The organism is Paenibacillus thiaminolyticus, assembly GCF_003591545.1.
Taxonomy (GTDB): domain Bacteria; phylum Bacillota; class Bacilli; order Paenibacillales; family Paenibacillaceae; genus Paenibacillus_B; species Paenibacillus_B thiaminolyticus_A.
The window spans coordinates 16899-32639 of sequence record NZ_QYZD01000046.1 but is presented as its reverse complement, the minus strand read 5'-3'; the positions used below and the strand labels follow the sequence as shown (position 1 = coordinate 32639).

General features: G+C 53.7%; 14 protein-coding genes and 1 pseudogene. 1 reads left to right on the top strand and 14 read right to left on the bottom strand.

Annotated elements, in window-relative coordinates:
* Nucleotides 1-450: 450 nt before the first annotated feature.
* The 12 genes and pseudogenes from DQX05_RS27525 to DQX05_RS27470 form a co-directional block, all read right to left on the bottom strand.
* A complete protein-coding gene (locus tag DQX05_RS27525) occupies nucleotides 451-1407 on the bottom strand; it encodes a 3'-5' exoribonuclease YhaM family protein (RefSeq protein ID WP_119796472.1) in 957 nt (318 codons plus the stop codon).
* Nucleotides 1408-1833: 426 nt separating this feature from the next.
* On the bottom strand, nucleotides 1834-2724 hold the full coding sequence (locus DQX05_RS27520; RefSeq protein WP_119796471.1) for a helix-turn-helix domain-containing protein: 891 nt from the start codon (nucleotides 2722-2724) through the stop codon (nucleotides 1834-1836).
* A 182-nt stretch (nucleotides 2725-2906) separates the two neighbouring features.
* On the bottom strand, nucleotides 2907-3650 hold the full coding sequence (locus DQX05_RS27515) for a C45 family autoproteolytic acyltransferase/hydrolase (RefSeq protein WP_259392269.1): 744 nt from the start codon (nucleotides 3648-3650) through the stop codon (nucleotides 2907-2909).
* Complete coding sequence (locus tag DQX05_RS32635; protein ID WP_259392268.1) at nucleotides 3566-3970, bottom strand: EAL domain-containing protein; 405 nt, start codon at nucleotides 3968-3970, stop codon at nucleotides 3566-3568. The genes DQX05_RS27515 and DQX05_RS32635 overlap by 85 nt, the downstream gene beginning before the upstream one ends.
* 195 nt (nucleotides 3971-4165) lie before the next feature.
* Nucleotides 4166-4954, bottom strand: coding sequence for an alpha/beta hydrolase (locus DQX05_RS27505; protein ID WP_119796470.1), 789 nt, complete (start codon nucleotides 4952-4954; stop codon nucleotides 4166-4168).
* 205 nt (nucleotides 4955-5159) lie between these two features.
* On the bottom strand, nucleotides 5160-6905 hold the full coding sequence (locus DQX05_RS27500; protein WP_119796469.1) for a methyl-accepting chemotaxis protein: 1746 nt from the start codon (nucleotides 6903-6905) through the stop codon (nucleotides 5160-5162).
* 278 nt (nucleotides 6906-7183) lie between these two features.
* The gene (locus DQX05_RS27495; protein ID WP_119796468.1) at nucleotides 7184-7624 is read right to left on the bottom strand and encodes an Rrf2 family transcriptional regulator; all 441 of its coding nucleotides are present in this window, start codon (nucleotides 7622-7624) and stop codon (nucleotides 7184-7186) included.
* A gap of 115 nt (nucleotides 7625-7739) precedes the next feature.
* On the bottom strand, nucleotides 7740-8264 hold the full coding sequence (locus DQX05_RS27490; RefSeq protein ID WP_119796467.1) for a hypothetical protein: 525 nt from the start codon (nucleotides 8262-8264) through the stop codon (nucleotides 7740-7742).
* A gap of 160 nt (nucleotides 8265-8424) precedes the next feature.
* Nucleotides 8425-9171: an SDR family NAD(P)-dependent oxidoreductase gene (locus tag DQX05_RS27485; protein ID WP_119796466.1), complete on the bottom strand. Its 747-nt coding sequence runs from the start codon at nucleotides 9169-9171 to the stop codon at nucleotides 8425-8427.
* A 78-nt stretch (nucleotides 9172-9249) separates the two neighbouring features.
* Nucleotides 9250-9912 (bottom strand): TetR/AcrR family transcriptional regulator, encoded by a 663-nt coding sequence (locus tag DQX05_RS27480; protein WP_119796465.1) that lies wholly within the window; start codon nucleotides 9910-9912, stop codon nucleotides 9250-9252.
* 141 nt (nucleotides 9913-10053) lie between these two features.
* Nucleotides 10054-11032 (bottom strand): annotated as a pseudogene (locus tag DQX05_RS27475) (sensor histidine kinase).
* Between the two features lie 41 nt (nucleotides 11033-11073).
* On the bottom strand, nucleotides 11074-11757 hold the full coding sequence (locus tag DQX05_RS27470; RefSeq protein WP_259392267.1) for a pyridoxamine 5'-phosphate oxidase family protein: 684 nt from the start codon (nucleotides 11755-11757) through the stop codon (nucleotides 11074-11076).
* Between the two features lie 53 nt (nucleotides 11758-11810).
* Between DQX05_RS27470 and DQX05_RS27465 the strand changes: the two genes are divergently transcribed.
* Nucleotides 11811-12062, top strand: a complete 252-nt coding sequence (locus tag DQX05_RS27465) for a GntR family transcriptional regulator (RefSeq protein WP_259392266.1) — start codon at nucleotides 11811-11813, stop codon at nucleotides 12060-12062.
* Between the two features lie 174 nt (nucleotides 12063-12236).
* Here the strand turns inward: DQX05_RS27465 and DQX05_RS27460 are convergent, their stop codons facing one another.
* Nucleotides 12237-14174 (bottom strand): TOMM precursor leader peptide-binding protein, encoded by a 1938-nt coding sequence (locus DQX05_RS27460; protein WP_182914934.1) that lies wholly within the window; start codon nucleotides 14172-14174, stop codon nucleotides 12237-12239.
* Nucleotides 14171-15715: a hypothetical protein gene (locus tag DQX05_RS27455; RefSeq protein ID WP_119796464.1), complete on the bottom strand. Its 1545-nt coding sequence runs from the start codon at nucleotides 15713-15715 to the stop codon at nucleotides 14171-14173. Before DQX05_RS27455 ends, DQX05_RS27460 begins: the two co-directional genes overlap by 4 nt.
* Nucleotides 15716-15741 lie beyond the last annotated feature (26 nt).

The window sequence follows — 15741 nt, the reverse complement described above, 5'->3', positions numbered from 1 at the left end:
GTAATTCATTAAATCACCAAGGGTGCAGCTTGACAAACATTAGCTGGTTTTTATTGCTGGAATATCCCTCCTTATGTCGAAATGTGTAGTGAGGGAGGCGATTCAATGGTAAGCCAAATAACAATCAATGGCGTCACTGTAGAAGTAGACTCTTTTGTTGCAAGTAAGGAGAAGAATGAGTACACAAATAGAGAGTTAACAAAAATTGAAGTAAAGTTCTACAGCAATACGGATAGAGATAACATTCAGCTCCGTGTCGAAATGACTCAACAGGTCCACCTTCCAAAATATAAAGCACTTACATGCATTATACTCGGGAGATTTTCCGATCATCCGACTTTAAGATGTCTCTAATTGCCCCCACCAGAACAGCCGCCAAAAAAAGCAGCCGATCCATGAATGAACATGAACCCGCTGCCTTCCGGCCTGTACGCTGATTTAACTTATGTACTACAGCTTCATCCGATAAATCGCCTTGTTCTCCAAGCCGCGGATGAACGGCGTCCACTCCTCCGTCTCCGGCGTCGTGTCCAGCGCATCCTCGACCATCTGGAGCTTCGCGTCGAGCGCGTCGATATGATGGAGCGCCACCGCCTCCGGCGTCTGCGGTTGCACAGGGCTGCCCCATTCGCCCAGATTATGATGTGACAGCACGAGATGCTGCAGGCCGAGCACCTTCGGCGATTCAAGATCGATGTCGAGCCGCAGGGCCGCCTCCGTAATCCAGTTCGATGCCATCGATATATGGCCGACCAGTTTGCCTTGAACGCTATATTCCGATACGATGCCAAGCTGGGCCACCATTTCCTCCGGCTTCGCAATATCGTGAAGAATGATGCCCGCCTTCAGCAGATCCGGATTCAGGAACGGCCGCTGCCGGCACAGAAAGTCCCCGATTTCCAGCATGCGCACCATATGATAGGCCAAGCCCGCGAAATAGGCATGGTGATGTGTTTTCGCTGCCGGGTAGTGCATCAGCTTCTCCTCCACCTTCGCTACGCAGAAGGAGACAAGCGCGCGAACCTCCTTATCGGAAATGCTGGAGATGGCCTGCTTGATCGCATGAATCAGGTCGATGGGACGAATCGGGGCCGAACGAATGAAATCGGTCAATGTCACCCCGTCCTCCTCCTTGGCCGGGCGGATTTGCAGAATTTTCACCTGCAGCCGTTCCCGGTAAGTCTGCACGATGCCGCGCACCTTCACGAGCCCCATCGGGAAAAATGTCTCCTTATCGGTCGGGGATGCATCCCAATATTTAGCTGGAAGCTGCCCGGTCGCATCACACAGGACGATGTCCAAATAGTCCTTCGGCGGATTGCCGTTCGTCTGCTTGACCTCCAGCTCCTTCAGCAAATAAAAGCCGATAAAGTCGTCCTGATTCGTCAGTTGCTTGATTAATGTCACGTGATAAGTTCCTCCTTGCCATGATACCTATATTATACAACGAGTTCACAGCGAAGAGCGGGATAAAATGGAACACGCTTCTATCCTTGTTGCGGTATAGGGGCCTCCAGCACAAAAAACGACCTCTTCCGCGCATGCGGAAAAGATCGTCCTCTGTTGACAGCATGTGCATTCTACGTTCCGCATTTATGTGTGCGTTATGCGTTCTGTATTATGCTGTGTTGTGCGTTATGTGTCCTGCATTCATATGTTCTGCACTTTGCGTGTGTTATGCGTTAACTGTCCTGCACTCATGCGTTCTGCACTATGCGTGTGTTATGCGTTAAGTGTCCTGCATTCATGCGTTCTGCACTATGCGTGTGTTATGTGTTCTACGTTCTGCATAATACGTTCTGTTTTCTGCCTTATATCTCTTGGCTTCTGCCCTCAACCGGATGCGCCGGCCTCCGGATTGACCGGAATAAATATACGAATGATGGAGTCCTCATGCTCCGTTCCGTAAAAATCTTCTCCATACTGTTCGAAATCGTCGCGATCGTCCAGTTTCCAGGAGGCGGCTTGCATCCACGTTCCCCAAATGTACTCATAGCTGCTGCGCAGCAAGGAGGTTGGGCCACGGTGGCGAAAGACCGCGTACTTGCCCGGGTTAATCACATAAGCCGCCATCCCCGGCGGAGGCGACCCGTCCCCTGCCGCCTCGAAGCCGACGAATTGCCCGAACATCGTCTCCTCGCTCAGATCATGCACGGGCATCGCCCCCATCGCCTGACAGATGCCGTAAGCCGTCGATCCCAGGCTCCCGGGCGGGGCCTCCCGGCGCTGCCGGAGCAATTCGGACCACATGTCCGGGATATGATTGTCGCGCAGATTGCTGTGGTCCTGCAGCCCGATGACCGTGATGCTCCGCTCCAGCCCGACGATCTCCGGCTCGAGGCTGATGCTGCTGACGCGATGGCGCAGCCGCGGGCCGGTAAGCGCTCCTTTGCTGTTGACGACCGGACGGATCCCCTTGCGGCGGAAAGCGTACGGAGACAGGCCGAACACTTTTTTGAATGCGCGGGTGAAGGCTTCATGCGACTCGAACTGATAATCGATGGCGATATCTAGTATCGGCCGCCGTGTTCCCATCAGCTCCAGCGACGCTTCCGTCAGTCTCCGCTTGCGGATATAGTCTCCGATCGTCTCTCCTGTCATCGCATGGAACAAGCGGTGGAAGTGGTAGTAGGAGATATGCACATGCCTGGCCACCTCGTCCGCGTGCAGCGGTTCCTCCAGATGGGTCTCGATTGGACCGCGCTTTCGATGATGGAACGTCATTTCGTATCCCCCGTCATCCGTTCATTGCTTCCTTCCATCTTATTCATCTCGCCCAGCCATTTCACTCTGCCCTCTCACCCAGCGCCGCTCCCGCCGGAACGTACGTGCCGGGAGCCTGCACTCGCTGCCGAAGGCTGCTGAAGTGCCAAAGCTGCTGAAGTGCTGAAGGCTTCAGCCTCGCGTCAGACCAGCTGCCAGAAGCCGGGCTCGGGATCGCGATGCTCCAGCCGCACCTTCACCTGCTCCAACGGGAACCGTGCTCCGATGCGGACAGTATACCATGGATTCTGGAGCGGCGAGCCGAAGCAGATATCCAGCGCGCGTTCGTTCAGATCGAACAGGATCGAATAGAGCGTCCCGAACCATTGCCGGTAATTGTGCACGGTCAATCCATGAGGATATTCCTGCTGGACCAGCCCGCGCAATTCGTCCTTGCCGACCGGCGCGCTTCCTCCGAGCGCCTCATTCAGCAGCTCGTGGCGCACGACGGAGTGATTCAGCCGGCGCGGCTCCAGCCGGGCGACTTCCGGGAACAGCGGATGGTTCGTCGCCGTAATATAAGACTCTGCCGTTCCGTCCGCTTCCTTGACCGCAATCTCGCCGTCGAACGTCTCCAGCAGCGCGGCATGCCCGGATGCATCCGCGATAATCAGATTCATGTTCGAGGCGATCGGCATCTCGCGTAGGGCGGCGACGGCCTCCACGGCCGTCCTGCAGCGTTCCAGCACCGTGCGCACGACCGCCCAGAATTGCAGGCCGTTCACCTTCGCCGCCCGCATGCCCTCCATATTCCCGACCGGTTGGCCGCAAGCTGAGAAGGTGACGCACAGCCCGTGCTCGTTCATTCCTTCCGTTCGTCCGAACAGGACGGTCGAGAACCCGATATGCCGGTACCGCCCGTGAATCGCGGTATCACAGAGCCGCATGTCGTCGAACTGGTAGAGGTCGGAGCGGTCCGATGATTAAGCAAGGCTGTGCACCGGCAGCAAGGTCCGGATGCACAGCCTTTTTGCGCGGGGAGACGCGATCCCCCTCGGTCTATTTTTCTACTCAGAATGGCGCCCTGCAACTGCTCGGCGCTCATCGGCGGGCTGAAAAAGAAGCCCTGAATGTCATCGCAGCCATTTTCGATTAAGTAGTGCAGCTGATCCTCTGTCTCGACGCCTTCGGCGATCACGCGCATGTTCAAATGATGGGCCACCGAGATAATCGTCGCCACGATCGCCTTAGCGGCTCCCTTGTCCATCGTTTTGTCACATCGCGCCGCAGCTTGTCATACATACGGAAAAAGCGGCCGCTCCGGCAGCCGCTCCATCCCTGTCCAATCCGTGTCCGCAGCCAGCACGTCCGGGACGCGCTTGCGGATCTTCCTGCCTCTTACTGCCTCTTCCTTCCGTTTACTTCCGCTAGCTAACGCTTCCTTGCTTCCTTTTTCTGCTAGTTAGAAGCCAAGCTTCTTCAGCCATTTGCCGCATTGGGTGGTCCACCCGCCGACGTACGGGTCGGACGTAGCTAGGCCTAATCCATGGGGCCCCTTATCGTAGACATGCAGATCGAAGGGGATCGCCTTCCGGCTAAGTGACAAGGCGAACTGGAGACTATGCTCCACCTTCACATCATCCTCCGACGTATGCCACAGGAAGGCCGGCGGCGTATCCTCCGTCACATGGCGCTCGCTGGACAGCGCCTCGATCAGCTGCGGATCCGCATCGGGGCCGAGCAGATTCTCGCGCGAATGGAGGTGCCCGCTCTCTCCCATCGTAATGACCGGGTAGCAGAGCACCATCGCATCGGGCCGGCAGCTCTCCCGGTCGATCGGGTCTGCGGCATGCGGCATGCCGAGGTCATAGCGCGTTCCCGCCGTAGAGGCAAGATGCCCGCCCGCCGAGAAGCCGAGGATGCCGACCCGGTCCGGCCGGACGTTCCACGCCCGGGCTTGGCTGCGCACGAGGCGAATGGCACGCTGGGCATCGAGCAGCGGCGCTGGATGGCGGTAAGGGTGCACCCGGTAATCGAGCACGAAGGCGTGTATTCCGAGCGAGTTCAACCATTCCGCGACCGGAGCCCCCTCATGCTCCGCCCTGAAGCCGTATCCGCCGCCGGGGCAGACAATAACCGCTCCGGCAGGCTCCGGGCCGACTGCCGGAAAGAGGTGCAGCGCCGGTCCCCCTTCCGCCGGCTCCCCCATAGATAATGGCGCTCCTTGCGGCCATAGCAACATCCGATTCATCGTTCGTCCTCCTTATGATGCATGTCGAATTCGCATCCTGTGCCAAGGATAGCGCACGATGCGCTAGTAAGAGCATGTCACGAGGCACCGTTCTTTGCAAGCGGCTCTGAACCTAATTCGACAATAAAACACAAACCTCCGCAAGATACATTTCTTCTCTCACGGGAGGTTGTGCTCATTTGCTTCCTATTGCGAGCGGTCTGACCTAGATGATAAATTTCTTCATTTCCTGATCCAGCTCTTTCATTTTGCCGCTCATCATCGCTGCGGAATCGGCAATCTCTTCAACAATGGCCAGTTGCTCCTCGGAGGAGGCTGCCACGCTTTGCGAGCTCTCGGAGGCATTCTTGGCAATCTCGGCCAAGTTATCCAGCACAGCGGCGACCTGCTCGCTGCCGGCAGACATTTCTTCCGAAGCCGCGGACACTTCCTGGATTTGATCGGATACCTCCTGGATGGAACTCCATACCTTCTGGAAGGTCTCCCCGGCTACCTGCACGATCTGTGTCCCTTCCTGCACTTCCTCTGCCGTCGACTCCATCGCGCCGGCCATATGCCTTGTGCTGGCTACGACGGATTGCAGCAGCTCCGCAATCTGCTCCGTCGATACCTTCGCTTGCTCAGCCAGCGATCGTACTTCCTTCGCGACGACCCCGAAGCCCCGGCCATGCTCGCCGGCACGTGCCGCTTCGATCGAGGCGTTCAATGCCAGCAGATTCGTCTGGGTGGCGATGTTGCCGATAACCGATACAATTTGCTCAATCTCATTCGATTGCTGCGCCAGCTTCCGCACCATCGTGACCGACTCGTTCACGGAGGAGTGGATGCTGTTCATCTGCGTGATCGACTGCTGAACGACTTCATTCCCTTGCTTTGCGGCTTGAGCGGCCGCTACACTGTACTCGGACACGTTCGATGACGATTCCGCAATCCGCTGGATGCCGATGGCCATCTCGCCCATCGCGATCTTGCTCTCTTCCGTTCCCGTCAGCTGCGTCTCCGAACCGGAAGCCACCTCTTGAATGGCGCTCGAGATCTCGTGCGTCGATTGCGCCGTCTGCTGCGAGATGACGGTCAGGTGATTCGAAGCCTCCGTGACATGGCTCGTCGTCTCCTTCATGCTGCCGATCAGCTCGCGGATATCGGTTATCATTTCATTGAAGCTGGATGACAGCACGCCGATCTCATCCCGCGAATTGACCGGAATGCGGACCGTCAAATTTCCCTTAGCCGCCCGCTTGGCCAATTCCGCCAACTCATTCAACGGACGGATTGTCTTGCGGAGGAGCCACGTGATAAGAAGAATAAAAGTAAGGCCGGTCACGGCTCCGACGGCTATATTTCTCCACATCATCTGATTCAGATCGCGGTTTATTTTCGAATAGTTAAAATCGACGCCCAAAATCGCGATCGTTTCATCTTGGTCATTAACAATGGGAGATAATAACGATATCCATTGGCCCATGGAATCGGAATATACCGAGGAGATACCGATATCATCTTTCTCTATGTCATAAAAAGCCTGGACCAACTCTTTCGGCAAATCCATGTCGCTAAGCGGCTTGTTGCCAGATTCAATCATATCATTGTTGGCATGAATGACCGTCATATACACTTTTCCGTCTTTCTCGATTAGATCCGGCTTCAACAGATAGGTATTGGAGATATACCCCTCGCGAATCATACTCTCCAGATTCTCCTGGATCCAGGTCATCTTTTGATCTTCCATATACTGGTCATAGCTCATGGTTTTCATTTTGTTCTCTGCCTCAGCAATTGCTTCTACTTCCAAGCTAATTTGCTGGTTAAGCGATGTATGTACAATTAACAACTCATCATTATAGATGCCTCGTCCGGACATATAACTAAAGCTGGTAAATACCAACGACATGACCGCAAGAAGCGTGGACAGCACCAACACCGATTTAAATACTAAACTCTTGTTTTTCATTTCTTCACCCCTTAAATGTAAGCAGGAAAATACGGGTATCTTCATTCATTTGGAACCCGCAGTTTGAGAACCGTTTTTGTAAATCCGTATTTCTGCCTCATGAAAATCCATAAATATATATCGTGATGATTCGACAAAAAATTTATATCATTATGCCTACGTGACAAACAAATAGGCATTTAGACCTATGACTTGCCATTACAAAATAAACCCAAAAAAACATGCATGGGGCATCCGATGCCGCCATGCATGTCCGCTAACAATCGATGTCTCAAGATTTACTTTTCTTCCGCATTGATGTGCATTTTCAGATTCAGGGCAACCTGCTCCAGGGTAATCTCTTCCAGCACGCGCTCCATCGCGGACTGCGCCTGGGCCGTAATGATCTGCAGCACCGCTTCGATATTGGCGCCGACCGGGCACTGCGGATTCGGACGCTCATGCATGCCGAACAATTCCCCTTCCTCTACCGCTTCAACGGCGCGGTACACATCAAGGAGCGTAATCTCGCTTGCCGGAAGCACCAAAGAGGCTCCTCCCGTACCGGTGCGGACCGCCACGAGGCCGGCCTTCTTCAGTTGGGAGGTCACTCTGCGAATAACGACCGGATTCGTGTTCACGCTACCGGCCAGCCATTCAGAGGTATGATGAGCTTGCGGCTCCAACGTCAGCAAGGACAATATATGAACGGCCACACTAAACCGGCTGCTTATCTTCATCTTGCTCACCCTTTCATGCAACCATTATAGTTACAACTGATGTTCATTGTCAATGCAGCCAGCCCCCTTGCAGGCAGGCCAAAGGCCGCCTCGTAAGGCGGCCCTTCGGAATGCGTCATCCGACTACGCTATTATTGCGGCGCAAAATGACATATAATCCCGCTCCGATAAGCAGCAACGCAGCGAGAGAACTGCCGCCGGCAGCCCCCAATACCGTTCCGATGCTGAATAGCAGGAAGAAGATGACAGACATGCTGCCCAAAATATAAACCGGAACAAGCAGCCATTTATTGCGGCCGCTGAACAGATAGAATTCGAACAGGCCGAAGGCTACGGCTAACGGGAAGCCCGGCCACATCCAGGACCAGGCGTCGAACAGCATCGAGATCTGGCAGACGACTCCAGCCATGCACAGAACGCCGCCGGGTATGAGCAGCCCCGGAGCCCTTCCCCGGGTCATGCCGAAATATATGACGTGAAATAAAATGCCAAGCGGAATGACAAAAATGGCGGGCCAAAAATACATGAACACATTTCCCGGACTACTCAGCCTCATTTCGCCGTTCTGGAGCATATGCATCAGAATGATCAGTGACCCTCCGGCAAGGAGCAGTATGCCGCCGAAGCTTTGCTTTTGCAATGCGATCCCCTACTTTCCTTCATCTATTTTATGTATTCCATATTGAAGCGCAGTTTTACGCCGGATTAGACGATGGCTCCCGGGGACACTCCTTCATTTTCGGCAAGGAGAGTTCCAAAAGCGGACTTTTGCAGGGCTCTCCTCCTGGGGTGCTTTTACCTTATACCGCTGTATATCCTCCATCTACGAGCAAGGTTGTGCCCGTAATGAAGGAGGCGTCGTCGCTGGCTAAGAACAGAACCGCTTTCGCCACCTCTTCCGGCCTTCCCGGTCTTCCCATCGGATGAAGTCCGACCAAATAATTGGTCACCTCCTCGCCAAGCCCCCGCATCATAGGCGTATCGATATATCCGGGGCATACCGCATTGACACGAATGCCTCTCGCTGCATAAGCGACGGCCGTCGATTTGGTCAACAGCTTGACGCCGCCTTTCGCCGAAGCATAAGCAGAGACTCTCGCTTTGCCGACATGACTGTTGACAGATCCGCAATTGACGATTGCGCCTTTGCTGTCCTGCTTCAACATTTGCTTGATGGCATACTTGTTGCAGAGAAACACGCCGGACAAGTTAATATCAATCGTACGCTGCCAATCCTCATAATCGACCTGATCTGTGGGTCCATCACTTGCGATGCCGGCGCTGGCAAACAATACGTCCAGCCTGCCATATCTCTGAACGGTCTGATCGACCATTCGGATCACGTCATCTTCTTTGGATACGTCCGCATGAATAAAATAGGAATCAAAGCCGTCTGCATGTAATTCATTGGACAATTCTTGCCCTTGTTCGGAAAAATCCGCGATGACAACCCTCGCTCCCTCTTCGGCGAATAGTCTGACTGCCGCGGCCCCAATCCCGCTGGCTCCGCCGGTGACGATGACAACTTTCTGCTCAAATCTCTTCATGAAAATCTCCTTTAATCGATATGATAAGTATCCTCCCAAACTAACTAGTTGGTTAGAAATAGAAATAAAAGGACGCCCCTATAATAGGGACGGCTCCATTACTCCATGCGTCACGAATGTTACAATCTGTTCTCGGAAGCGTTCCTGCGACATCGTCCATTCCAGATCATCATCCAGCATATTGTTGAATCGCCGAAATGACTGCACAAATGGAATGACCGCATTCATCATCACGATCGGAACCATCATCGCATCCATATCCTGACGAATGATGCCGTTCTCTTTTGCCCTTTGCGCCAGCTTATAAAAGTGAAAAATATCATCCGGGGAGTACGAGATTTTTTTCCATGTCTTCCACTCCTCTGCGGCTTCCCAGGAATAGATTTTTAGGTAACTGGGGTGCTCGGACATGAACTGATACGAAATGGTGATCACTTCTTCAAGCAACCGCTTGAACTTGGCAGGATCCGAGAGCGTAGTCTCATCCGACAGCAAATCACCCGCTGCCTCTTGGAACATTTGATTTCCCAGCCGGTCGGCCCGCTTGACGACTTCGGTATAGAGCCCCAGCTTATCCTGAAAATATTGATAAATAAGGCTCTTATTATATCCAGCAGCACCTGCGATCGCGTCGATTCGCGCCGCAGAGTATCCGAGCTCGGCAAATATTTGTTCTGCCGCGTCCAGAATGATCTCCTTCGTTCTTGCCGCATCATACGTCCTTTTCTTTCTTTCCGTCATGACGAAAAAAACTCCATTCAGCCAAAAGTAACTAACCGGTTAGATTATAGGAAGGAGCGGCGTTCTTGTCAAGCCGCAACCCGGAACCCACCTGCGAGGGCTTATATGGGCAGCTTGCAGAACGTCTTGTTAAAAGGAACATTAATGAGGACCCTTAGGCGCGTCTTTCAGTGGAAGACGGACTTCAATAAGCGTACGAATGACATTGCTTTGCGCTGCAATAGTGCCTTGATGCTGCGTCACAATATTTTTAGCAAAGTACAAGCTCAGACCGGTATCCTCCTCCGAATCCGGTTGCGCTTTATCGTGGTTGTAAGAGATATCGAAAATATGCGGCAGCTCCTCCGGGGGAATGCCGTCTCCATAAGTAACCACTTGAACGACAGCATCGCTTGCATCAATACCGCAATGAATATCGATGAACACGCCCTTTTTGCCATAGCGGGCGGCATTCGTCAGCACGTTTTCAACTACGCGCGCCAACAGTTCTCCATCCCCCTGCACCATGACATGCGGAGTCACATTCATGCGCATTTTGAGCCGGTTTTTCTCGAACGAGGGTGATAATTGCTCATTCGACCGGATGAGAAGCTCGCTCAGATCGACTGTTTTTTCGTCGATTATAACCTTGCCGTAAGTCAATCTCATAATTTCGTCTAATTCATCAATGAGCTTGTCCAGCCGTTGAGACTTCGTCATCGCATTGCTCGCATAATGTCTCATTTGTGTGCCAGACATCTGTTCATCCTGAAGAATCAAGTCCAAATGGCTCATCGCAGAGGTCAGCGGCATACGCAAATCATTGATCAAATTCAAAACCGCTTGCTCCTTGCTGTTTTCCGCGAAATCTCCCCTTTCCAAAGCTTGCTGCATAGCGTCGGGTCAGGAGTAAGAACAACAAAAACGAGAGCGGAATAAAAACAAGCAGAAAGCAGTTCAAATCCCCAATCTCTCTCATGGAGTAGCGAATTCGGGTCAATCGCGGATATTCAGATTTGACCGAAAGATAATAGAGTTGGAGGATTTTATAGAGCATAAAGGAAAGCGCGCCGGATAAAAGCATGCTCAACCCAAAAAATAAAACCATGTTAAATCGAAAACTTCGGATTGAATTCGTCATTGAGTATGTATCCCACTCCCTGTATAACTTTAACAATACTCCTATTGTAACAGATTGAATCTCTTTCTGGTTCGACGGACGGGATAATTAAGATTTGCTCTACGTTCTGCTTCGGATTCGCATACGGATAAGCGTGCAACCAACACACGTACCCGGCAAGAATAATCCGTCCGAAGCGGATTCAAGCCGGCGGTGACTTTTTCGTAAGCGGACGGTTTCATGTTTTGGCCGAATTTATATTTCGCTGACAGCTCATGAACCGTGATCCGGACAACGGAGGTGCTTTTGATCCGCCCGGTATAAGCCGGGTCCTCCGGATCGATCGGCGCATAGCCCCCTTCCGGCTGAAGCTTGCGCATAAATGCCGATAGCGCCTCCGCTTTTTCGGTAAGATCTGTCAAAATTTCCGCATGCCCCTTAATAAGCACGGACTTAAAAAAAGCGGTCGCCGGGCAGGCCAGCTCCGGATCCGTAAAATAGGACGGGACGATGGCGTATTCTTTGGCTACGGCGAACGTCACTCTCTGGTCGGCTTTTATATTTTTCATTTTTTGTCCGGCCACGCTGCCATGGAAATACAAGCACTCCTTATGATAAACAAAATTAAGCGGAGTAAGCTCCGGCCAGCCATCCGGATGGATCGTTCCCAGTATGCCGAAGCTCATCTCCTGTAAAAATTGTTCCGTCTCCTCCCTATCCATCATTTCAAATTCTTGTCTGCGCATACGCTCTTCTCCCTCCGGCTTCGCCCTGACATCTCTTTATTTAGGATCCCAACATGCAATTTCATATACCTTACCATATCTCCACCCAAAAGTATCCTTCCAAGCGCCTCGCGCTCTATTATGCCATTCGCGACTGTACTGCCTCGGGCGTGCTCGTGATAGACATGAGACTGCCGTCAAGCCGGGAAATGGCAGCCTTGTATAGCTTGTCCCGCGGAACCGTCAACGAAGTGTACGATAGGTTACGGCTCGCCACAGACCAAAAACATGCCATCGCTGGCATGTTCCGATCGTTATGGAAGTGAGCGCCTCCCTGCCCGCGGTCAGGGAAGCGGCATCCCACCGTTGTCCATAGCTCAATCGCTTGTCAACGGAAGAGTCAAGAGAGTGTGTGTCACAGAATTAATACTTAGTAAACAGGCACTAGAAATAATAAGCGGCTCACATTGCCAGCTATCCGGTGTGGCTTCCACCATCGCTTACGGGAACGGATGCGGATAAGGATTAAGCTCCTGCGGCGTCAGCCGGCGATCGGCATACCCAAGCTTCATCGGCACTTCCAGGACCCTGTCAAGGCCCTCCAACCGGCGCAGATGATGTCCGAACGTCATCGGGAGCATCCCCGGAATCAGCACTTTCACGCAGCGCAGCCCGTTGCGGAGCGTCTCGCTTGACGACTGATCGACGACAATTACATCCAACTGAAGGCTGCGGAACACCTGAAGAACCTGTTGTAAATCATCCGTCAAATCGGTATGCGTTGGTACGGAGGGGAACTCCTCAGTGAAGGTTCGGACAGGGCGCCGTTCGTCCAGCAAAAATCGGAGTCTTTCCTCCGCTTGCGGCAGGCTGTACAGCAGAGCGTGATCCTCCATTTGCTGCACCTGGAAGGAATCCTCGAACATGGATTCTGCATCCGACTTGCGCCTTCTCCATCGATCTTCCGTCATCGAGATGATGCCGGAGAGCTCATGTATGGCGCCCTTGGCCGCCCGAACCGGGTCGAGATGAGCTCCTGCGGCACAGACCAGGTTCACTTGATGCTCCGTTCCTCCCTTCGCTATCGCCCATATGCTCGGAATACCGTTCTCCATCGTCGTATTGTATAACAACACCTCATATCCCGTGACCGCCCGCAAACGATGAAGCATCAGCGATAGTTCCCGGTCTCCCGACGAGTCAGGATCGAGCCGCGGAACAGGCAGCCTTGCATACCAGGTCATCAGGAAGGAATCTCGCTCGACCACCTCGAAAATCCCATACAAAATCGCCTCTTCCAGGCTTCCTCCTACCGCGCACCCGTTGGAGGTCTCATAGACAAAGCCCCTGCCGTAGCCCAAGCTGTAATAGGCTAACAGATGGGGAACGAGGATGGGACGTTCCTGCAAGAACGAATATCCCCACACCCACTCCATCGGAGCCTCAGGATCGAACGGCGTGAACGAAAATTCCGGAAGCTCGAATTGATCCCTCGCATGAAACCCTGCCTTGGACGGATCCATCGCCGTATCCTTAAGCTGGGAATAGCTGTCGAACACAACCGTTCGCTTGCCGCGAGGCGTCGTGCCGCAAAACCGCTCCAACCCCTCCAGTATGGCGGCAAGCTGGCTATCCGCATACGAATGCGAGCGTCCTCCCGTCACCTCATCATAATAGCCTAGTGGAAGATTGACGGCCGCCCCGGCAAAGGCAGATACGAGATCGAACTTCTTGTCATTCAAGATTCCGATGCGGCTGTCCCAATAATCCTGGAACAAGATCTCCCGCAACTCGCTCATCGATCGGCAGCGGTAGCTGTTTTGAAGCTTAGGGGACGGCTTTAGCGTTATTTCTGCCGCTTCCGGCGAATCATCCGGCAAGCAGCCGCAGACCGGACAAGTCCCATTGGGCAGCACATAATGGAGGGTGCCGCTCAAATTGCTGAAGTTGATTATATAGATGTGTCCTTCCGCATTCGCTTTGCCGCCCCGCAGCACATTCTCCGTGTCCTCCGCGATGATATGCGCCATATACCGAAATCCCGCCGGGGATATCTCTGCCGCAAAATCAGGAACATAATCCGGCGTGACCAGCTTCATCAGCATCTCCTCTACCTCTTTGCGGTTGCTTCCCGCCAATGAGAGCCGCGTTTCTGCACATTGGAAGCATCCGGTCGTTCCCGGGCGCATGAGCGGCCCGACCACCCCTTCTCCCAAAAATACATAAGCGCATAACCAAGGAATGCCGAGCGGCCGCAGCGCCGCATCCGCTTCAAGATGCAAGTCGGAGTTATCCTGTTCCTGAAGCACCAACACCATCTCTGCGCCGTCTGGAATACTTTCACTGAAATCCGATCTGCGGGCTACGGAGAAGCTGGACAACCGTCGGCACACCATGTCCGCAAGCATCCCCTCCCCAATGATAACGACTGTACTCAAGGGGAATCCTCCTCTCCGAGTCGCACTCCATATATCACGAACGGTCCCGTTCCCAGAAAAGATTCGCTCCGCATATCGAACACCTCAAGGCGTTGATGGCGCTGCTTCAATCTCTGAATGGCCGCTAACATCGATGACTCATGTTTGAGCGGATCGCTATTGGATACTGCGATGTCTCGCGCCTTATCCTCCTTCCATATGACAGAAGAAGAGGCCACGCCCTCCGTCTTCGTCAACGCCTTCTGCAACGATTGGCGAAGAGCAAGGGTGAGGTCAAGGTCTACGCTGCCATACCACGAGGAACCGGAATGGACCCACACGACCGGACAGCCGAGCAGCGGCTCGCCTACGGCAAGCTGAGGTTCCCCCTCTGCAATGCGCAGCGCTTGCAAATAATATCGGCATCGCACATCTTCGATCTGCCCGTATGCGATGTGTGTCACAGCCAGCTTATCCGGAAGCATTCGCATCCGCTTGCCCCATGCTGTGGTTAGACACGCTCTGACTCCCCGTTCAACCGCTTCCGCGATGGAGCAGCCTGCCCCGATGCCGATGTCCTCCTGCTGAGAGGAGGCCAAGCCAGGATACAGCAGCGGCATCAGACGGGCGGCATAGGCTTCCAGTCCCGACAGTCCCGCCTCCCGCCGCGCCTCTTCATGCGTCAGTCCGCTGCGGATGATCGCCGGCAAAAGCTGGGCAGGCCCTTCCGACACCGGGTCGACCGGTTGAGCAAGACATTGCGCAAGCGGGAGCTGGATTAAATCCGCCTCCTCCCATGCATGTAAAATGCCTGTTGCCGCGGAAGTCAAACGGTTGAAACAAGAGAACCATTCCTCCGGTTCCACAGGTTCATGACTTGTTTCCAGGTTAAGCTCGATATTTTCCACCAGACGGGCCGTCTCCACCCCGGAGACAAGAGGATGCGGGCGGATTGGATGCCAGATTCCGGTTAACGTGTTCGGGTCAAGGATATAACATTGATTCATGCAGTCCGTTTCTTTCTCTTCTGCCACCGCTTTCTGCCATTCATGCACGATAAGATTCGATAACACGGCTGCAGCCGCAGCGGAGAACCTGTGCAGCTCCCGCACCTCGGGGAACACGGACTGATGGAGACCCCGCCATGCCGACTCCCACCGCCCGTCCCCGTCGGGATGAAGGAGCGGGCCTGCCATCCCCCTTCCTTGTAAGGCTACGGCAGGAAGCATCGGTTTACGCTCAGCTATACAAGCATGCTGAAGCTTCCGAAGCTCCTCCATATTGCCATGCTGCGACACATACAAAATAAATGAAAACGGCTGAATGATCGTCCTCCACTTCAGATCCTCGTCTTGTGCCGCGGTCAAAATATGCAGCGAAGCTTCCGGGCCGCTGCGAAGCGCATATTCCCGCAGCTTCACGAGTTCAGTCGTGTCTGCAGGCTCCGGGCTCGTTACGAATACCGTGAGCTTGGATAATCCGGATTCATACCATGCTTCAACAAGGGAGTGCAGAAATGGACGGGAACCGACGGCGAGCACACCTTCTTCCTGACAAGACATCTTGACAACCTCCTTCCTCGGCGGTT